We start from the raw sequence: 18,524 nt of genomic DNA on the forward strand, positions 1-18,524 counted from the left end.
ACATGTCTGCGTTATTAATCACTATTCAACAGGCGTTACGCGAAGTCATGGAGAATGACGACATCAAGATCAATGAAAAAACGGATTTTGATCATGACCTCGACCTGGACTCGGTGATGTTTGTGCAATTTTTGCTGACGCTTGAAGATAACATCGACGGGCTACTGTTCGATCCTGACCAAATCAACATGGATGCCTTCACCACCGTGGGCAGTCTGATTAGCTGGCTGAACGCCAATGTATTGCAGGAGGTACGGCATGTCAGTTGAACGCGTCAAGCAGGTCTGGGACGTTTTTCGGGAGCAGCCGTTGTCCGATGCGCTGGCCTGTCTGCTGCAACCGTCGTCGGGAGCGGCGCAGTACGTTCACCCGATTGGGTATCAGATTCAGGAAATCAGCAGCCTGCCTGACGCCGACCAGCCGCAGCGCTTGTTTGACCGGGTGTTGAATCACCTCGGTCTGGATGCGGTGCGCGGTACGGATACCCTGACGCTGCCGGCCAGTTTCCCGATACTGGTGTGCGCCGCTCGTCTGGGGGTGCTGGCCCGCATGCAGACCATAAGCTGGCAGCATCTGTCCAGCCGCAACAGCTTTGGCACCAAAACCACCCGCCATCAGTTGATCAAAGCCAGTTTCGCCGACGTGGCCGGTAAGGCGGCGCTGTTGCTGGAGCAACAGTATCAGCGTTTGCAGGAGGGCGACCTGGCCGGCCTGGAGGATGATCACTACCAGATCACCCAGCTTAACAATGAAGCGGAAAAGATGATGGGCGGACACGGTTTCCTGCTGGGCAACACCCATAGCCTGTCCTATTTCTCCATGATGCTTTACAGCGTCTATGGCAAGGCGAGCTGTCTGGCGGCGGCCTGAATACGGAAAAGGATAGGACGATGAGCCTGATCTCGCGTGTGATGTCCAGAGCTGCCCCGGCTGCGAGTGGGGATATGCGGCAGATCATGGCATTGGCCTGGCCGATGATGGTGACCGCAGTAGTGGTGTCGCTGTCTCAGAATATGCAGATTGCGATTCTGGGCAACGGTACCGAAAGCCAGACGCTGCTGACGCTCTCCTTTTTGCAGCCGTTCAACTTCCTGTTTATCGCCATTCTGGAATGTCTGGCGATCACGAATCAGGTGTTCAGCGCCCGCTCCCGCCATGACTGGCCGCGACAGCGCATCTGGCACAGTACGCTGTGGCTCGCCGGCGCCGGCGTGTTGACGACGGCGCTGGCGGCGTTGCTGTGCCGGGTGCTGGCATCGCCGCTGTCCGGCTGGATGAACAGCCCTGATCTGGCGTGGATGCAGAGCGCCGCGCCGGGGTATCTGTTGTCGATGACGCCGTTTCTGGCGCTGGAAATGTGCAACGCGGCGCTGCGCGGACAGGGGCGAACCGTGCCGGCCATGACGTTGATGTGCGGCTATGTGCTGCTGAACGCCGCGGGCTGTTACCTGGGTTTTCACGTCTACCGGCTTGGTTTTGATGCCGTGCTGCTGGCAAACAGCGTTCCGGCGCTAGTGCTGCTGCCGTTGGCGGCGCGGGCGCTGCGCCGGGTCGCCACACCGGTGCCGGATGAGCGGCCGCAGGCGTTCGCGCCTCGCCTGCTGGCCTTGCTGACCAACGCCGGGTTGCCGGTAGGCTTTTCCATGCTGGTGGTGTTCCTCAGTTCGATGGTGATTTTTCCGCTGGTGGCCGCGCTGGGCGCGGGATTCTTGCCTGCGTTCCTGATCGTGATAAAGCTGCGGGCGTTCTTCATCATTCCGGCGGTGGCGACCGGCTCCGCCATCGCCATTTTGCTGAACCAGCGCCTCAAAACCCATGCCGCGCCGCTGCTGGCGAGCCTGCTGAACAATGGCGTCTGGCTTATCGTGCTGGCCTATCTGGCGTTGACTGCCGGCGTATGCTGGGTGCGCGACGGTATTCTGGCCGGGTTCTCCAATGACGAGGCGATCCGGCAATCCAGCCAGACGTTACTGTTGCTGTTGCTGCCGACATTCTTCCTCACCTCGCTGGTGGCGGCGCTGCAAACGCTGCTGGAACAGATGGAGCGGGGAAAGCGGGTGCTGATTTTTACGCTGATGCTGGAACTGCTGATGGTGGCGGTCGCGCTGACCGCGCATCGCTACCTTAACGACGTGCAGGCGATTGCCGGCCTGATGGTGGCGTTCAGCCTGCTGTACGCCGCGGTGTTCCTGCGTGAGTACCGGTTGCTGGCCAGCGCGTTGGGAGAACGGGATGCTGCTGTATAGCCTGTGCTACCCCTTGATGTGGCTGGCGACGCTCGTCCAGTACAACTACTACCGTGTGCTGGTGAAGCTCGGGCGTCGCCCGTCGCTGCTGCTTAAAGTGCGGATTAAGCCGGAAACGCATTACATCCGGCTGTGCCGCGCGTTGCGTCTGGCGGATTTGTGGTTGCTGGAGCGCTGTTCGCTGCATCTGGCGGCGCGCTATCTGCTGCATCTGTTTGAAACCACGCGTTACATCTCTTACAAGCAGATGGACCACGAATATCTGGCCGGCTTTCGGCAGGAGACGGTCTGTTTTCAACACCAGAACGTGTATGTGTTTCGCTGGGTGCCGCCGCCTGCGGATACGCCGGCAAAAACCGTCTTGCTGGTACATGGCTGGGAGGGCCGCGGCATCATGTTCCGGCCGTTGTGCGAGGCGCTAAAAGCGCAGGGATACGGCGTGGTGATGCCGGATCTGCTGGCGCACGGGCTGTCTGAGGGAAAACGGGTGTCCAACTATGAACTGGCCAGTCTGATTATCCGGCTGGGGCAGCGCTACGGACCGTTCTGTGCGGTGGTCGGGCATTCCAGCGGCGGTCTGGTGTGTAGCCTGGCGCTGGCGCAGGGACTGGCGGCGGAGCGGCTGGTGTTGCTGGCTAGCCCGGACAATTTCGGCAAGATGATCGACCGGTTTCTGGCGGGCGCTTCGGTGTCGGCGTCGCTGGCGGCGCCCATGAAAGCGATTTATGCGCAGCGCTTTGGTTTTCATCCCGATCAGGTCGGCGAGGCGCTCTACCGCACGCTCGACTGCCCGGCGCTGATTTGCCATGACTGGCAGGATGTGCGCGTCCGTCCGGAGGTGGCGGACGAGATCCACCGGGCGTTTGCCCGCAGCGACGTGTTCTATACCCGCGGGCTGGGCCATCTGGGGATTTTACGCAGCCCCCAGGTACATCAACGCATTCTGTCGTTTTTATCTGACGCCGGAGCGGGAACTGAAAGACAGATTCCACCACTCATTCAGCATTCGATAATGGCTGATGGCGCGGAGCCGTCGCGGTACGGTCCGATGTCGGTGGCGTCAAAGCGGGCATGATATTGCAGAGAGTTGGCGCATCAGCCGAGCCCGCCATCGGTGACGGCGGGCTCTATCGGGGGTTTAATTACAGAGGTTCTGGATATTATCCAGCAGCACGTGACGCGAGAACAGATGACGCTGTTTGCCGAAAATAATATCGAAGCTCATGTTTTGCAGGGTGCGCGGCTGTTCGTTTTCCCGTTCCTGCGAAACCGCTTTGCGATACTTCAGCGGCGGAATGTTGTAGGTCTTGGTAAAACAACGGGAAAAGTGCGGCAGCGAGGAAAAACCGCAGGCATAGCAAATATCGGTGAGCGACCAGTTGGGCGAAATATGAATGATCTCTTTTGCCAGCGTCAGGCGTACACGCCAAATCCAGCGCATCGGCGTAATGTTATAGACCTGATTGAAAAGACGGCAAATATCAAATTTTGATTTACCACTGACGTCTTCAAGATCTTCCAGCGTAATATTGTTACCGATATTGTCGATGATATAGTCAATAATTCCCGCCAGGCTGGTGGCTTTATTATTGGCTGCGAGCGTTTTTCTCAAATTAGGGTGACGGCGGTACATATCCTGAATCAGGTTGTTGTTGAAAATATCATTATCCAACGTATGGGCGTAGGTGTTCTGTAAGCTCATGGTGTCATCCCAAAAAATAGATTCCCCGTGTCTGGTCCAGCTAAATCCAAAAATCCTTACAGCGGCGAAGTCAGTGGTTAATTATTGTCCTTTGGTCAGATGTGCGATCTGTCTAACGCAAATTGTGTGCCATGTTGTGAAGGGTTGTTTTTCAAGGGAAATACTTACATCTACCTGTAACTCGTCCCATTTATGGGATCGGGCTGTGCCGAACATGGGATTTTTCGTCTCGCAAATGACAATCCTGATGCGCTACCCTGCCACGGGCCGGGGGTACGACACGCCGTGCCGATAGGAAGCCGACGTACGCATCGGTTGCCGGAGGCCCGCCGGCTGCACGGCGAGCGGGTGCCGGCCGTGATCAGGATGTAATTGGTATGATTTGTGCTGTTAGAAAAAGGCGCAGCACCGGCGTTTACGAAGACCGTGCGCGTGCGGTATGACGCAGATGAACGGGAAACGGCATGGAGAGCTGGTCAGCAGAAGGAAAGAGGCGTCGTCATGGACAGGTGGAGGTATTTTGGACACATTTTTAAAACCAGAGATAAAAGTGAGTGGCCTGCTGCCTGTAAGATACCCTCGGCCTCAGGAAGGCTGACTCTATTTATACACTGAGGATTTCCCATGACGGTGCTGGTTCAACTTGATAATGTGCATAAAATCTTCCTTACCGATGAAATTGAAACGCATGCCCTTAGCAAGATAAACCTTTCTATTCACTCGGGAGAATACGTCTCTATCGCGGGGCCGTCCGGTTGTGGGAAATCGACGCTGCTGTCCATCATGGGGTTGCTGGATACGCCAACGGAAGGGCGCTATCGGTTGAACGGCACGGATGTTGAACGCATCGGCCGCCGGGAAATGGCTCGACTGCGTAACCGGGAAATCGGCTTTATCTTTCAGTCGTTTAATCTGATAAGCGACCTGACTATCGCGGAAAACGTTGCGTTGCCGCTCACTTACCGTAATGACCTGTCGCGATCGGAGCAGAAAGCGCGGGTCATCCAGGCGTTGGAAAAAGTCAACATGTCGCACCGGGTGCGCCATTACCCGTCACAGCTTTCCGGCGGTCAGCAACAGCGGGTAGCGGTGGCGCGAGCCATTGTCGGCAAGCCGTCGTTGCTGTTGGCGGACGAACCGACCGGAAACCTGGATTCCGCCAATGCCGAAGCGGTAATGAATATTCTGGATGAACTGCATCAGGACGGCGCGACCATCTGTATCGTTACCCATGACCCGCGTTCCGCCATGCGCGCCCAGCGCACCATTGTGCTGTCTGACGGGCAGGTGGTGGCCGATGGCGAAAACGGACAATTGCGTCAGGCGGTATAACACGATGAATTTATGGTTCGATATCCGTTACGCCCTGCGTCTGCTGCTCAAAAGCCCCGGATTCAGCGTGCTGACCATTACCGTGATGGCCTGCGGGTTGGGGCTGGCGCTGTATATGTATTCCGTCATCAACACCATCATGTACAAAACCCTGCCGTATCCGAAGGGGGAAGGCATGGTGATGGTGACGCCGAATGTGGACGGCGAAGGCCTGAATGATTCAGGGCTGAATTTTCTGGATTACGAACTCATCCGGCAAAAAGCGACGAAACTGACAGATATCAGCTATTTTTATGCGGAATACGCCGACCTGAAGGATGAGGAGAAATCGGTCCGGTATATCGCGGTGTACAACACGCCGGACATGTTTGGTTATACCGGTGTCTCTCCTTTTCTCGGTCGAGCTTTCAATCAGCAGGACATGCAGCCTGGCGCCGAACCGGTAGCGGTAATCAGCTACCTGTTGTGGCAAAGTTATTTTAATGGCCGCAGCGATATCCTTAATCAAACCGTCAAGGTGAACGGCAGCAACACCCGGGTGGTCGGCGTGATGCCTAAGGGATTTGCCTTCCCTTTCTACCATGACCTGTGGCTCCCTTCGCGCCTTGACCCCAAACTCTTTCCTGACCGGGAGCTGGCCCCGGAAGTGTTTGTGTTCGGGCGGTTGCCGAAAGGGGGGAATACCGCTGCCGCCAGCCGCGAACTCGATGGCCTGATGCAGGAGGTGGCGCGTCAGTACCCTAAGGTTAATAAAGGTATTTCGGCGAATGTGCTGTCCTTCCAGGAGAATTTTACCGGAGAGGAAACCGCTCAGACCTTCTTTGTCATGCTGTCCGCAGTGGGGTTTATCCTGCTGCTTGCCTGTTTTAATGTGGGCAACCTGCTGTTGGCGCGTTCCAATCAGCGTACCCGGGAAATAGCGATTCGTATGGCGTTGGGTTCCCCGACATCACGGTTGGTGATGCAGATGCTGTGGGAAAGCCTGATCATCAGCACCATCGCCGGCGTTATCGGTGTACTGCTGGCGTCGTGGGGGCTGGATATCACCAACTATATCTTCCCTAAATTCGTACCGAACAAGGTGCCGGTCTGGTGGCATTTGTCGCTGGATGGCAGCGTAATTCTGGATGCTGTCGTCCTGATTCTCGCCACGTCGCTGATCACCAGCGCGCTGCCGGCGTGGAAAATCGCCAACGGCAAATTTGCCTACGCGCTGCGTGACGGCGTTAACAGCGATCAGGGGCGTAAAACTGGTCGCTTCAGCCGGACGCTGGTGGTGATTGAGGTGGCGCTGTCCTGTTCGATATTGTGTATCAGCGTATTGTTGTTATTTCTGGTAATGCGCGCCACCAAGGCCGATTACGGCGTGCCTATCGATCATTTTCTGGTAGCGAAAATCAATGTCGATCAGGATAGTTACCCCGATGACGGCAGCCGCCGGAAGCTGTATCTCAAACTGCTTGAGCAGGTGGGCACTATCCCCGGCGTGCAAGCCAGCGGGCTTACCTCCAGCGCGCCGGGCCAGTTCACCTTTCCTCATCAGGTGGTAACGGAAAATATGGAACAGGATGGGCAAGACGCCTTGTCCTATTCGCTGGTGAACGATGTGCGCGTGATGCCAGGCAGTCTGACGGCGATGGGCGTGAAGCTGTTGAATGGGCGGGAATTCGCCGACGGCGACACCGATACCACGCTGCCGGTTGCCGTGGTGAGCGATTCGTTTATCAAGAAATACTGGCCGCATGAAAAAACGGTGATTGGCAAGCGGCTGCGTTTTCGGGACGGCAATGACTACCGCTGGTTTACCGTGGTAGGCGTCGTTTCGCATATCATTCACGGGCGGCCGTTCAGCGAGTTCAAAACGCGCCCAACGGTGTACCGTTCCCTGATGCAGCTCCGGCAGGTCAATCCGTCGCTGACTATTATGCTCAAGGCGCCGCAGCCGCAACGGTTTTCAAAACCGTTGTTTAATATGCTCAATGAGTTAGGGTCGGCGATAGAAAGCACCCAACCGCAGACGTTGAGCGAACAACTGGCTCGTAATACGGTCGGCGTGCAGTTTGTCACCAATTTGTTTTTGCTGTTTGGCGCCGCCGCCATGGTGCTGGCTGCCAGCGGTATTTATGGTGTGACGCAGCACGCGATTAACCAGCGTACCCAGGAAATCGGTATTCGGCAGGCGCTGGGCGCGACGCCCACCCGATTGCTGAGTATGCTCATGTTCTCCGGATTGCGGCAGTTGTTAGCCGGTCTGGCCCTCGGGTTGCCGTTGGCGATTTTCGCCGCGCCCAAGATTAACCGGGTATATGGTGACGGCGGTGGCGGTTTCATGCTGCTGTTTGGCGGTGTGGCCTTATTTATCGTTATCATCGTCACACTCGCTACCTGGATCCCATCCCGGCGCGTCATCATGATGAAACCGGGTGATGCGATACGTTATGAATAAACGGGAGCGGGCGGTATGCTGCCAGTGGCGCCAGTGCTGGCGCTCATGTCAGGATACCGGTTGGCGCTCCAGTTTCCCGCAACAGAGCCGTTAATAGTTACCACGGATCGATTATGCTGTAAGGGGCGTCGCGGCGGGAGTTTTCCTGCGGCGGCGCCTGTCAGTGTGAAATTTCAGTATGAACCAGCGTGATAAGGACCCATATGGCGGATAAGCAACATATCCTGATTGTTGATGATGACGCGCATATTCTGGCCAGCCTGCAGATGTTACTGTCCATGGAAGGCTATCAGGTCACTCTCGCTTCCGCCGTTGAGCAGGTGCCCGTTCAGTTGTCCCAGCATGATTTCGATTTGATCCTGATGGATATGAACTATCAGCGGGATACCACGTCCGGGCAGGAAGGGCTGGTGTTGCTGGAAGAGATAAAGCGTTACGACGAATACCTGCCGGTGGTGGCGATGACCGGTTGGGGCAGCGTCGATATCGCGGTGAGCGCCATGCAGGCGGGCGCGGTGGATTTTATTCAGAAACCCTGGGACAACGAGCGGTTGCTGAATGTGATTCGCCAGCAGATCTCCTTTAGCCTCAGCCAGCGTTCCGGCAAGCGGTTGAAAGAAGAAAACAAACTGCTGAAGCTGGAACTGGAAGACAATTTCAATGGCGAGTGGGTGGTGGAATCCGCGCCGATGAAACAGTTAATGCGGGTCGTGGAGCAGGTGGCCGCAACCGAGACCAACATCCTGATTCTGGGTGAGAATGGTACCGGTAAAAGCCTGCTGGCCCGGGTCATTCATCAGCTTTCTCCGCGCCGTGACGAGAACATGGTGTCGGTAAACATGGGTTGCATCAACGAAAACCTGTTTGAAAGCGAGATGTTCGGCCATGTGAAGGGCGCATTTACCGACGCCCGGGAAAGCCGCGTCGGGCGTTTCGAACTGGCGGATAAAGGGACGCTATTTCTGGATGAGATCGGCAATCTGCCGATGACCCAGCAAAGCAAGCTGCTGCGTATTCTGGAAGAGCGTTGTTTTGAGCGGGTTGGCTCGTCCCGTACGCTGAAAACCAATTGCCGTATTATCGCCGCCACCAACGCTGAACTGGATGTCAGGGTGGCGGAAGGGACGTTTCGTCAGGATCTCTATTATCGTCTCAACACCATTGAGTTACGCGTACCGTCACTGGTGGAACGGCAGCAGGATATCATGCCGCTGGCGTTGAATTTCATTGACCGCTACGCCAGAAAATACAACAAGCCGGCGCCGGGACTCAGCCAGTCCGGGCAGGCGGCGCTGTCGGGTTACCACTGGCCGGGTAATATCCGCGAACTGAGTCATTTGCTGGAGCGGGCGGTGTTGCTGTGCGGAGCATCCCGGCTGAACAGTGACGATATCTTTCCGTCACTGCCTGGCGCGCCGCAGAAAGTGGCGAAAGCCGAGCCGGAAGTGGCCTCCGAGGCGACGCTGGCCGATATTGAAGAACGCCTGCTGTGTCAGCGTATGGCGAAGTTTGAGGGCAACGCCATCAAGGCTGCCCGTTCGCTGGGCCTGAGCCGCAGTGCGTTTTACCGACGACTGGAAAAATACAAGATTAACCATGAGTAAACTCGACTCCTCCTTTGAGCCTCCTCACCTGTTGTCATTCAATGTCGCAGCGATTGCCGGCTTGCTGGGGTATTTCCTGCTATGGCTGTTTCCCGACCAGTCGGTGTACCTGAAAATACTGACGGTCTTCATCATTTTTCTGTGTCTGGTCTACAGCAGCTTTACTTTCTCCGAGCGACTGAACGGCAAGATCCACGTCGTGTCCAACCTGCTGGAAGCGCTGGAGCAGGAAAACTTCAGCCTGCGCGGCGTGACCAAGGACAAAGGCGCCTTTGATAACCTGATCCGTCAGATTAACCAGCTTTCCGGCACGATGGCGCGCAGCCGTCAGCAGCAAAAAGAAACCTACTATGTGCTGCACAAGGTGATCTCCAATATCAATATCAGCGTGTTCGCGCTGGATGCGGAGCGGCGCATCATCTGGTGCAACGACGCGGCGGCGGCGCTGGTCAACAAACCGTTATCACTGCTGGTGGGACAACCGGCGGCGGAGTTCGGATTGGAAGGGCTGTTGCAGCAGCCGTCCGATGCCGAGCCGGTCGACTGGCGTTTCCCCGGTACACGGGGAATGTTCCAGATTCGTCACGATTCCTTTATCGAAGACGGCCGGCAAAACCATCTGTTATTCATTAGCGACGTGAGCAAGCTGTTGCGTAACGAAGAGCAGAAAACCTGGCAGAACCTGCTGCGGGTGATCAGCCATGAGATCAACAACTCGTTGACGCCGATTGCCTCCATCAGCCAGACGCTGTTGCAGGTGTTCCGTAAGGATAATCAGCATCAGGCGGCGCCGGATTTGGTCAACGGCATGGAAATCATCAACAATCGCGCCCGCGAATTGATCACCTTTGTCGGCAGTTATCGTCAGTTGAACCGTCTGCCGCCGGCCAACAAACAGCCATGCGATATCGCCGGGCTGATGATGCAAATGGCGATGCTGTTCCCACAGCGCAAACTGGTTCTTTCCGGGGACGCGCCGCAGCAGGCGATGGTCGATGCCAATCAAATGCAGCAGATGTTCATCAACCTGCTGAAAAACGCCGATGAAGCAATGGCGCCCGGGCAGGGTGAAATCGTGCTGCGCTGGAAAGTGATTGCCCGGCAACTGCATATCGAGATTATCGATCAAGGCAAAGGGGTGGCGAATATCGAAAACCTGTTCGTGCCGTTTTATACCACCAAAACGCATGGCAGCGGCATCGGGCTGATTCTGTGCCGGCAGATTGTCGAAGGCCATGACGGGCACCTGACGCTGGAGAACCGTAAGGATGCAGAAGGCTGTGTCGTCAATATCTTCCTGCCGCTGGGATGACCTGACGGCGAGAGCATGGCCGTATCCCCACTGCATTGTGGTGCCGCGTGCGCAATTGGCGAGTCCGGTAGTCGTCGCTCAGGCCCGTCAGGCCTGCGGCGTACCGCCGGATACGGCGCTGGCGTCCCGCCAGCTGGCGGAAGGAATGTTGCGTAATTTGCTGGCGCCGCTGTGTCAGCAGGAGGCTACTGCATTACGCTTTGAGCGCACCCCGCATGGCAAACCGTTTTTACCGCAGCACCCGACTATTCAGTTCAACCTGTCTCATACCCATAGCGCCTTTGCCTTCGCTTTTGCGCGCCACAGCCCGGTGGGCGTGGATGTGGAAAGCTGTCAGGGTCATGCGAGCCGTAAGCGGTCGATAGCCAGACGTTTCTTTCACCCTGATGAAATCCGCTGGCTGGACTCGTTGGATGACGCGCAATTCCTGCCGGCGTTCACCTGTTTGTGGAGCCGCAAGGAAGCCTATATCAAAGCGTTGGGATTAGGGCTGCACAAATCGCTGGCGTCGTTCAGCTGTCTGGCCGACAGTCAGGGCGCTCTCCGGGTGGCGGATGACGGGCAGATTAGCGATTGCTGGCTGGATGAGGCGTGGATTGCGGGGGCGCCGTCCGTAGCGCTCAGCTACTGCCTGTTCCCCGCGAAATCGATCGTGCCGGATGCGTGGCGCTTGCTGATACTGCAGGGCGAGGCGCCGGGAAACAGCGCATCGCTTCAGCAGCCGTGATGGTCTATCAGGCTGGCTACGCCGTTGCTGGTATGAACCAGCGTATCCGGCGCTACCCGAACTCTGGCGCCGGTGGTGACGGTTCCACTCAGTTGCCGCACATGGCATAACCGCGCGTCTACGCCCATGGCGATATTCACAACGGCCTCTTGCGCCGAAAAAGCTGGTTCATGGGTATTGAAAGAGGACCCCATCGCCAGCGACAGGTCGAGTTGACGCGTGTTGCCCGCGACATTGATCTCCGCGCCCATACTGCCGTCGACTGTGAATGTGTCGGGTGAGACCGCGCAGGCGGGAACGGTCATTTTGACGCCTGACTGCGCCTTGATCGTATTAATCGGCGCACTGATGGTGACGGTGATCGCAACGCTGTGATCGCGCAGGATATTGTCATCGCTGGAGTGGTTTTCGATTACCAGGCTCTGTCCCTGAGGGCGGATGACCAGCTTCTCCAGAACATCCTGTCTGGCGCTGGCCTCCACGCGGTATCCATTACCGCAAACCAACGTGACGCTCAGGCCACGGCTGACATCCAATGTCGTAAAGGAGGGCACTTCCACGTTTTGCTGATTCGCCGGAGAACAGGCCGCCATCAATGGCAGCAGCGCCAGCGCGGAACAAAGCAATGCCTTCATTCCTCTCCCCCTTTTCCGTTGCTATCCCTGCTATGCCAGCCTGACGTCCTGTATCAGGAGGGAACCCGCGGCCAGCTTATCCTTGTCTGGCCGATACCCGTCTGATCATTCATCCGTTGTTCAGTCGGGGCGGTTCAGTTACATCCTTGTCTCTTATCGCCGGCAAGCCAGCGAAAGCTTTCCCTGATGACTATTATGCATAGCGGAATTATCCATTTTTGTCTGAAATTGAGAACTATTCTGATAAATGCGGCTAAATAGTGCGGCAAGGCCGCACAGCGTCAGATCGGCGCGTCAGCGTATCGGATTCGGCAACTGCCGATCCAGGCGCCCAGCCCGACGGACAGCATGACGTGGGGCTTGCCGGACTGAATGGCAGGCAACGCGGCCGGTAGCAACAGCAGCGGATCGACGGTGTAGCAGTGTCCGATATCCGGCATCAGACCGAGCGCAATGTTTTCCAGCGGATGTTGATGACGACGGGAATAATTGAGCCAGCTTAACCGATTGACGTTGTGCGGCAGCAGGTACAACTGGCGTCGTTCTGCGTCGCTTTGCCGGGAAACTGCGCCTTGCAGGGCGGTGTTGACCATGTAGTCATGGGCCAGATAGAAAGCCTTCAGCGCCTCGGCGCTGCCGTACAACCCCTCATGGAACTCGGCGCGTTGCGTCATGAAGACTGACTCCAGTTGCAATCCGTCCGGTTCCGCTTCCAGCAACAGCGCCGCGAAGGCATCGCCGGCAAGCGAGCACCCCGGCACATAACGTTCCTGCACCGGGTAGGCTGCGAAGGTATCGCCGGCAATGATCGCCACCCGCTTGGCTCGTTGTTGCGACAGCAGCCGTTGGGCCAGCGCCAGCGCCCAAAATAGCGTGGCGCAGTTTTGCTGGTCGAGTTCGTAGCAGGGGGCGCTATCGCGAATAAACGGATGCTCACGGCCAAGTTGAGCCAGCCAGGGTTGTCGCTCTGCCGCCTGCACCGGCATGCCGTGGGCGTAGATCAGCACATCAGCCGGGCGATCGGGGTGCGGCGACTGGCGCTGCAGCTCACTGAGCAGCCGGTGGAACACCGAGGCCAGCGACACGTCGCTACCCAGCGCCGCTACCTGCCGAAAGCCGAACAGTTGCGAGAAAACCCGCGCTTCCGAGGCGCTGGCGCCTGCGGCGCGAATAATCTCGCTGGCGTTCAGTCTCTGCTCCGGCACCCAGGTCACAAAACGGGTCAGACGCACTGTTACTCTACTCCCTGCAATTACTTAACCCCTTAGCAATTACTTAACCCCTTGCAATTACTCCATTCCCTGCAATGCGACGGCGCTGAGCTTGTCCTGATAATGAACCAGCAGCAGATAGTCGCAGCCTGGCTGGTAATTTTCCGCCAGCGCCACAAACGGCGCGGCGCACACCAGATGCGGATTGGTGGCGATGCCGGTCAGCGCCGGCGGCAGCGCCGCCAACAGCAGCGGCTCCGCCACCACGCATAAGCGGTCTTGCCGCAGCGTAAAGCGTTGGCATAACTGGGCTACGGTTTGCGCCAGAGTGTCGGCCGCGGGTTGAGGATGGCGATAGAAACCCTGATAGCGCAGCGGCTGCTCATGGCAACTGACGGAAAACAGGCAGGCGTTGTTTTCCGGGGCGAGTGATTCAAGCAGGGAAGAGTGATACGGCAGGCTGCTCTGGTCGGCGATCAGCAACAGCGAATCATGGTCGTCTTCCTGCTGGCAATTGGCGATGCTGGAGAGCGCGAATAGCGCCGCGTCCGGCCCGCGATCGCTGATGGTCAGCGCCAGACAGGCCGGCAGCCTGAGCGATTCGATCACATAGTTGATCACCGAACTGCCAAGATGTAAGTCCGGCGTCCAGTGCGCCATCAGCACGCTGTCGATATGCGACAGATCGTTTCTGGCCCGATAAACGGGCAGCAACTGACCGATCATGTTGATGAACGATGTCAGGTCGCTGGTCCGGCTGCCGCATTGCAGGTTGGCCATCCTCTCATGCCAGTCAAGACCGTTGCTGTCGAAGAACCGGGTGGCGTAGCTGTGCCAGTAATACTCCTGCGCCGGGCTGATCGCCTGCCGCGGCATGCTGGCGGGCGACGTAAAGCGGCGGTGCAGTATCGACCGTGGGTCAAGATACGTGGGCACAGACGCCTCCCCTGGCAGTGTAGCAACGGAAACTGTTCATCAGATGGATATTGGCGGTGCCTTCCATGTATTCGAACGCCAGCGCGTCGCGACAGCGGCGGCGTAACGGCGCGTCTTCCAGCCACGCCTGCTCGCCCAGCAGATGCGGCATACGGTGCGCCACCGTTTCCACGAACAGGGTACAGCGCCGTTTCAACTGGCTGGTGGCGTGGTATTGCGGCTGACCGGACTGGTAGCGCCCGGCGATTTCCGACAACTGCTGTCGCAGCAGATGGTAAGTGCGCCACTGCTGGGCGCGCCAGCGTTGCTGTTCAGCGTTCAGCGTGGTGTCGTCCAGCACGCGCAGTAGCCCGTAGGCGGTGCCGAGCGCCATTGCGCTGACCATCGGGCGGTGGCGTTCAAACACTTCTCCCAGCGCGGTCAGCCCCTGATTCAGTCCTTTGCGGTCATAACCCAGAATGCGATCCGGCGTGATCGGTAGCCCGTTGATCTCGATTTCCGTCAGGTTAGAACCCTGTAGCCCGAACTGCTCAAGCGGCGTGATCGTCATATGGGCGGTGGCCTGTTCCGGTTCCACCATCACCAGCCGCTGGAGGTTGCCTTCGCGGGCGAAAACCAGCCCGACGGACGCCAGTTGAGCGCCGCCGATGAATTTCTTGCGGGCGTTAAGTAAGTAGCCGTTATCGGTCGGCGTCAGCGAGGAAGTGATCGATTGCGTATCGGAGCCGACTTCAGGCTCGGTGACGGCAAAAAACGCCCAGCAAGGCGGTTGGTTAAAGCGGGAGAAGAAGAACGCCTGTTGTTCCGGCGTGCCCAGCACCGTGACCGCTCGCGCCGACAGCGAAGCGCCGGGCAACATCATCAGGCCGCTGGCGTCAAAGCGGCTAAGGTACTCCAGCATGTCGATGTGATCGCTATAGTGGCAGGCCTGATAGTCCCAGCCCCGGAACGGAATGAATTCGGGCGGAATGCCAATGTAGGCGATGGTATAAAGCAACTCATCCTCAAGACAGGATAACGCCCGGCTACGATCGGATTCTACCTGACTGGCCGCCTGCCGTAATTTTTCGCCCAGTGCATCCAATTCTTTTAATACATTACTGAACGTAAGAGCCTTCATGTTCTGTCCTGTTAGTCGAGTCGCAAAAAATACCATTCGCACGATAATTATGTACCTTATCGGGAATAGCAGTGGTGTATTGCCCGATATTGCGTTTTGGTTAAATCTTGATCAGTAACGATGAGTAGGTCGCGCCCAGCCCCACGCTGACCAGCAGCACGGTATCGCCTTTGCACAGCAGCTGCTGTTGCTGCAACTGGCGCAGGTTGATAAACGGGTCGGCGCCAAAGCAGTGACCATAGCGCGGGATGTTTTCCAGAAAGATTTTCTCCCGTGGAAAATTCATCAACTGCGCCAGACGATGCCACGACGAGAGATTGACGTTATGAGGTGCGATCCAGTCAATACAATCAATGGTTACGCCGGCTTTGTCCAGCGCTGCCTGCAGGTGTTGGCAGGTAAAATCAATATAATGCTGCCCAAAGTCGGAGGTCTCGTGCTCGTCAGCGCCTTTCTGAATACTGAAGCGTCCGTCCTGACCGGTATAACGGCTCAGGATCGCCGGGCCGTCGCCCTGGCGGCTCAACAGCACCGCGCAGGCGGCTTCGCCCATCAGGGTGGTGTCTTTGATCAGCCTGACTCTGGGGTGAAAGGCTTTCTCGCCGATCAGTATCAGGCCGAAGCCGCCGGGCGAAAGTTGTTTCAGCAGCCATTCCGCCGCGGTGAGCGGGGTGGCGCAGTGGCCCATGGTCAGGCTGGCGAATTCGGTCTGGGGTGAAAAGCGATCCAGCCAGGACGGCGTCTGGCTCACGGTTTCAAACACCCGCACGCAAGGTACGGTATGGCAGTGCACGACATGGCTGATGGCGGCGAAAGCCTGCGGTCGGCTGTGCTGCATCTGGTCGATCACCGGCGTCAGCAGTTCGTCCAGCGTGCCGGGGCCGCCGTGAAAACGGCGTAACCCGTAAAAACGGTCAAACATGCGGACATCAAGCCGGGTCAGGCCGACTTCCTGCGCGACCTCGTCCAGTGATTGTATTTCGGGCGGAAACGCGACTTCTATCGCCTCAAGGTGTCCTAGCACAAGCGCACTCCTGGCGGTTAGCGGGGGGAAAAAGGGCGAACAGCGTGTCCGGTGTCATGATATGGAGCGTGTCATGGTAGCGGCGCGACGGGGCTAGCGCGGGTAAAGCCGGCAGTAACGGTAGACGACCGGCTCGGCGTCGGCGCACGGGCTGATGCGGCGCAGCGGATCGCTCAGATAAAGCACGGCGCCGTCGTGGTCCAGCAGCGTACCGGCCAAATCACGCTCGGCCTGTATCCGCCCTTGCGCCTTGATCCCCAGACTGTGATGAAAACCCGGCGCGGCATAGAGCAGGCTTTGCAGCAGCGGGGTACGGAACTGGAGCGGCGCGCCGTAATACTCGTACAGCAGGACGCTGTTGGCATGGCTGGCGCAAAAATGACGGCAGAGCGCGATGACGTTGGCGGCATGCAGGCCGAATTCGTCGCTGTGGACGGGCTCATGCAGAAACCAGGGAATAGCGGGGTCGGCATGATTGAGGGCAAACCAGGGAGACAGCAGGGCATGCTGCTCCGCCGTCAACGGGGTGGCGCGGGTTTCCACCGCCAGACTACCGGTCTCCTGTACTATCGAACGGCTAACGGGGACCAACGCCGGGTATGCCATGCTATGCCCCCCGATAACCGTGGTTAATCAGGTGGATAAAGGTGGTGCCTTCGGTGTACTCGAAGGCTTTCACGTCACGCCAGGCTTTCGCCAGACGCGGATATTCGCCCAGCGCGGCGGGCGGCGCATGATGAATGACCGCCATGACCACCTGCTCGGCCACCCGGGTGGCGGTGATTTTCGCCAGCCCGGCGTCGCGCCCGCAGGTTTCCCCCAGTTCGAAACGTTTGCAGACCATTCGTGCCTGCGACATAGCCGCCTGCAACTGCCGCCGGGCTTTCAGCAACCAGGCGGAGCGGGGCGTGGCCCAGCGTTGCTGCAGGGCGAGGTCGAGCGTGGAGCGGGCGACGCCGAGCGCAATCGCGCCGACGCAAGGACGCAGCGAGTCGAAGGTTACCATCGCGGAGCGGGCAAAACGCTCGGTCGGTCTTAGGTGTTGCCCCAGCAACGCGTTGTCCGGTACGAACAGATCCCGGAAGGTCAGATGCGACACGTTGCAGCCCGGTACGCCGTTGATCGGGATACGTTCGGCGAACACGCCATCCTGATGGCGCGGCGCAAAGGTGAAAACATTGATGCCGAGCGGACCGGATGCGGTGCGGGCAAACAGCACTCCGGTGTCGGCAATGACGCCATTGCCGATCAGATACTTCTCGCCGTTGATCAGCCAGCCGCCGTCTACCTTGATGGCGCTGGTCTGGATTTGCTGCGCATCGCTGCCCACTTCCGGCTCGGTCATGGCAAAGCAGCTCCAGGTCAACTCGCGGCTAAACTGGGAGAAGAACGCATCCTGCTGTTCCTGGCTGCCCATGTTTTCCACCACCAGCGCCGCCATACCGGGCCCCGGCGCGGCGAACAGCAGGTTGGGGTCGATGTAGCCAAACGATTCATAGGCTTCGCACCGTAGCGGCAACGGCAGCGTTCGCAGGGCGACGCCATCATCTTCCAGCCAGCAGGCTGGCCGGTAGTCGGCCGGCACGCCCAGCGTATTGAGCATCGGCGCCAGCGAATACTGCGCGGTAAGGCGCGCTTTCTCCGGGGCGATATCTATTTGCCCGCCAAGATGACGCCCCTCGGGTAGGGTGTCTTCAATCAGGCGTTTTAGCGGCTCAAGGAAAAGGGCGTAATCATTCACGCGGTTTCTCCTTGTGCGATCAGATTGGTACTGCCGGACATGATCTCCATGATGCCAGCCTCCGGTTTATACAGGTGGCTGGCCAGCGGCCCCTGCGGATAGGCATGAAACGGGCGCGTCAGCGCCAGCCAGCCATCGTCGCGCAACTGCTGATATTTTTTATCGAAATCATCCACTTCAAAGCAGATGTGGTAGGGCAGGCACGCTTTGTTTTCCTTGTCCAGCATGCCGCTCAGCAGTCGGTTTTCCGGCAGCGGTTCCACCAGTTCAATCTGCATATCGTGGCGGGTGGTATTCATGAAGGTGACGTAAATCTGCTGCGCGCTGACTTTTTTGCGGTGCACGGTGATATGCGGGAAAAAAGTCGCCATTGCCGCAATAGTGGTATCACTATTTCTGACGATGTATCCAAGATGGCTGAATTTCATGACTTTTCCCCCGTCAATACCGTTTGTACCAGACTACCGGCGACAGAGGTTTTTTTTTAT

Annotated in this window: 18 protein-coding genes; 9 read left to right on the plus strand and 9 right to left on the minus strand. The window is 57.9% G+C overall.

Annotated elements, in window-relative coordinates:
- The first annotated feature begins 2 nt into the window (after positions 1 to 2).
- From CPA59_RS00480 to CPA59_RS00495, 4 genes are read left to right on the plus strand one after another with little or no spacing between them, the layout of a single operon-like run.
- A complete protein-coding gene (locus tag CPA59_RS00480) occupies positions 3 to 269 on the plus strand; it encodes an acyl carrier protein (protein WP_174213724.1) in 267 nt (88 codons plus the stop codon).
- Positions 259 to 870 carry a VfmB protein gene (locus tag CPA59_RS00485; protein WP_107758497.1) on the plus strand — a complete coding sequence of 204 codons (612 nt, stop codon included), beginning with the start codon at positions 259 to 261 and terminating at the stop codon, positions 868 to 870. The genes CPA59_RS00480 and CPA59_RS00485 overlap by 11 nt, the downstream gene beginning before the upstream one ends.
- A 20-nt stretch (positions 871 to 890) precedes the next feature.
- Positions 891 to 2,246 (plus strand): MATE family efflux transporter, encoded by a 1,356-nt coding sequence (locus CPA59_RS00490; RefSeq protein WP_038920614.1) that lies wholly within the window; start codon positions 891 to 893, stop codon positions 2,244 to 2,246.
- Positions 2,233 to 3,321: an alpha/beta fold hydrolase gene (locus CPA59_RS00495; protein ID WP_107758498.1), complete on the plus strand. Its 1,089-nt coding sequence runs from the start codon at positions 2,233 to 2,235 to the stop codon at positions 3,319 to 3,321. The genes CPA59_RS00490 and CPA59_RS00495 overlap by 14 nt, the downstream gene beginning before the upstream one ends.
- A gap of 63 nt (positions 3,322 to 3,384) precedes the next feature.
- Here CPA59_RS00495 and vfmE read toward each other — a convergent pair whose 3' ends face one another.
- Positions 3,385 to 3,948: an AraC family transcriptional regulator VfmE gene (vfmE, locus tag CPA59_RS00500; protein WP_038663664.1), complete on the minus strand. Its 564-nt coding sequence runs from the start codon at positions 3,946 to 3,948 to the stop codon at positions 3,385 to 3,387.
- A 624-nt stretch (positions 3,949 to 4,572) separates the two neighbouring features.
- On the opposite strand from vfmE, the gene CPA59_RS00505 reads away from it, so the two are divergent.
- From CPA59_RS00505 to CPA59_RS00525, 5 genes are all read left to right on the plus strand, one after another.
- Complete coding sequence (locus tag CPA59_RS00505) at positions 4,573 to 5,280, plus strand: ABC transporter ATP-binding protein (protein ID WP_038663661.1); 708 nt, start codon at positions 4,573 to 4,575, stop codon at positions 5,278 to 5,280.
- A 4-nt stretch (positions 5,281 to 5,284) separates the two neighbouring features.
- The gene (locus CPA59_RS00510) at positions 5,285 to 7,726 is read left to right on the plus strand and encodes an ADOP family duplicated permease (protein WP_107758499.1); all 2,442 of its coding nucleotides are present in this window, start codon (positions 5,285 to 5,287) and stop codon (positions 7,724 to 7,726) included.
- A gap of 203 nt (positions 7,727 to 7,929) precedes the next feature.
- The gene (vfmH, locus tag CPA59_RS00515; protein WP_038920611.1) at positions 7,930 to 9,330 is read left to right on the plus strand and encodes a two-component system response regulator VfmH; all 1,401 of its coding nucleotides are present in this window, start codon (positions 7,930 to 7,932) and stop codon (positions 9,328 to 9,330) included.
- Positions 9,323 to 10,642: a two-component system sensor histidine kinase VfmI gene (vfmI, locus tag CPA59_RS00520; protein WP_023638054.1), complete on the plus strand. Its 1,320-nt coding sequence runs from the start codon at positions 9,323 to 9,325 to the stop codon at positions 10,640 to 10,642. Before vfmH ends, vfmI begins: the two co-directional genes overlap by 8 nt.
- Entirely contained in the window at positions 10,611 to 11,369 is a 759-nt protein-coding gene (locus tag CPA59_RS00525) for a 4'-phosphopantetheinyl transferase superfamily protein (protein ID WP_236883925.1), read from the plus strand. Before vfmI ends, CPA59_RS00525 begins: the two co-directional genes overlap by 32 nt.
- On the opposite strand, the gene CPA59_RS00530 is transcribed toward CPA59_RS00525, so the two are convergent.
- From CPA59_RS00530 to CPA59_RS00565, 8 genes are all read right to left on the minus strand, one after another.
- Entirely contained in the window at positions 11,357 to 12,004 is a 648-nt protein-coding gene (locus CPA59_RS00530; protein ID WP_049855295.1) for a GIN domain-containing protein, read from the minus strand. The two genes, CPA59_RS00525 and CPA59_RS00530, sit on opposite strands and share 13 nt — an antisense overlap.
- A gap of 281 nt (positions 12,005 to 12,285) precedes the next feature.
- Positions 12,286 to 13,236 carry a 3-oxoacyl-ACP synthase gene (locus tag CPA59_RS00535; protein ID WP_107758500.1) on the minus strand — a complete coding sequence of 317 codons (951 nt, stop codon included), beginning with the start codon at positions 13,234 to 13,236 and terminating at the stop codon, positions 12,286 to 12,288.
- Between the two features lie 57 nt (positions 13,237 to 13,293).
- Complete coding sequence (locus tag CPA59_RS00540) at positions 13,294 to 14,151, minus strand: hypothetical protein (RefSeq protein ID WP_255412258.1); 858 nt, start codon at positions 14,149 to 14,151, stop codon at positions 13,294 to 13,296.
- Entirely contained in the window at positions 14,135 to 15,271 is a 1,137-nt protein-coding gene (locus tag CPA59_RS00545; RefSeq protein WP_038920604.1) for an acyl-CoA dehydrogenase family protein, read from the minus strand. The genes CPA59_RS00540 and CPA59_RS00545 overlap by 17 nt, the downstream gene beginning before the upstream one ends.
- 100 nt (positions 15,272 to 15,371) lie before the next feature.
- Positions 15,372 to 16,295 (minus strand): 3-oxoacyl-[acyl-carrier-protein] synthase III C-terminal domain-containing protein, encoded by a 924-nt coding sequence (locus CPA59_RS00550; RefSeq protein WP_107758502.1) that lies wholly within the window; start codon positions 16,293 to 16,295, stop codon positions 15,372 to 15,374.
- 93 nt (positions 16,296 to 16,388) lie between these two features.
- Positions 16,389 to 16,901, minus strand: coding sequence for a hypothetical protein (locus tag CPA59_RS00555; protein ID WP_038920602.1), 513 nt, complete (start codon positions 16,899 to 16,901; stop codon positions 16,389 to 16,391).
- 1 nt (position 16,902) lies between these two features.
- Positions 16,903 to 18,036 (minus strand): acyl-CoA dehydrogenase family protein, encoded by a 1,134-nt coding sequence (locus CPA59_RS00560; protein ID WP_049855300.1) that lies wholly within the window; start codon positions 18,034 to 18,036, stop codon positions 16,903 to 16,905.
- Positions 18,033 to 18,464, minus strand: a complete 432-nt coding sequence (locus tag CPA59_RS00565; RefSeq protein WP_038920600.1) for a VOC family protein — start codon at positions 18,462 to 18,464, stop codon at positions 18,033 to 18,035. The genes CPA59_RS00560 and CPA59_RS00565 overlap by 4 nt, the downstream gene beginning before the upstream one ends.
- Positions 18,465 to 18,524 lie beyond the last annotated feature (60 nt).

This window comes from Dickeya sp. Secpp 1600 (genome assembly GCF_003049805.1).
Lineage (GTDB): Bacteria > Pseudomonadota > Gammaproteobacteria > Enterobacterales > Enterobacteriaceae > Dickeya > Dickeya fangzhongdai.

What these genes read in the sequence shown, in the direction of transcription:
- CPA59_RS00480 (WP_174213724.1), top strand. Translation starts at nt 3, where the DNA reads ATGTCTGCGTTATTAATCACTATTCAACAGGCGTTACGCGAAGTCATG.
- CPA59_RS00485 (WP_107758497.1), top strand. Translation starts at nt 259, where the DNA reads ATGTCAGTTGAACGCGTCAAGCAGGTCTGGGACGTTTTTCGGGAGCAG.
- CPA59_RS00490 (WP_038920614.1), top strand. Translation starts at nt 891, where the DNA reads ATGAGCCTGATCTCGCGTGTGATGTCCAGAGCTGCCCCGGCTGCGAGT.
- CPA59_RS00495 (WP_107758498.1), top strand. Translation starts at nt 2,233, where the DNA reads ATGCTGCTGTATAGCCTGTGCTACCCCTTGATGTGGCTGGCGACGCTC.
- vfmE (WP_038663664.1), bottom strand. Translation starts at nt 3,948, where the DNA reads ATGAGCTTACAGAACACCTACGCCCATACGTTGGATAATGATATTTTC.
- CPA59_RS00505 (WP_038663661.1), top strand. Translation starts at nt 4,573, where the DNA reads ATGACGGTGCTGGTTCAACTTGATAATGTGCATAAAATCTTCCTTACC.
- CPA59_RS00510 (WP_107758499.1), top strand. Translation starts at nt 5,285, where the DNA reads ATGAATTTATGGTTCGATATCCGTTACGCCCTGCGTCTGCTGCTCAAA.
- vfmH (WP_038920611.1), top strand. Translation starts at nt 7,930, where the DNA reads ATGGCGGATAAGCAACATATCCTGATTGTTGATGATGACGCGCATATT.
- vfmI (WP_023638054.1), top strand. Translation starts at nt 9,323, where the DNA reads ATGAGTAAACTCGACTCCTCCTTTGAGCCTCCTCACCTGTTGTCATTC.
- CPA59_RS00530 (WP_049855295.1), bottom strand. Translation starts at nt 12,004, where the DNA reads ATGAAGGCATTGCTTTGTTCCGCGCTGGCGCTGCTGCCATTGATGGCG.
- CPA59_RS00545 (WP_038920604.1), bottom strand. Translation starts at nt 15,271, where the DNA reads ATGAAGGCTCTTACGTTCAGTAATGTATTAAAAGAATTGGATGCACTG.
- CPA59_RS00555 (WP_038920602.1), bottom strand. Translation starts at nt 16,901, where the DNA reads ATGGCATACCCGGCGTTGGTCCCCGTTAGCCGTTCGATAGTACAGGAG.
- CPA59_RS00565 (WP_038920600.1), bottom strand. Translation starts at nt 18,464, where the DNA reads ATGAAATTCAGCCATCTTGGATACATCGTCAGAAATAGTGATACCACT.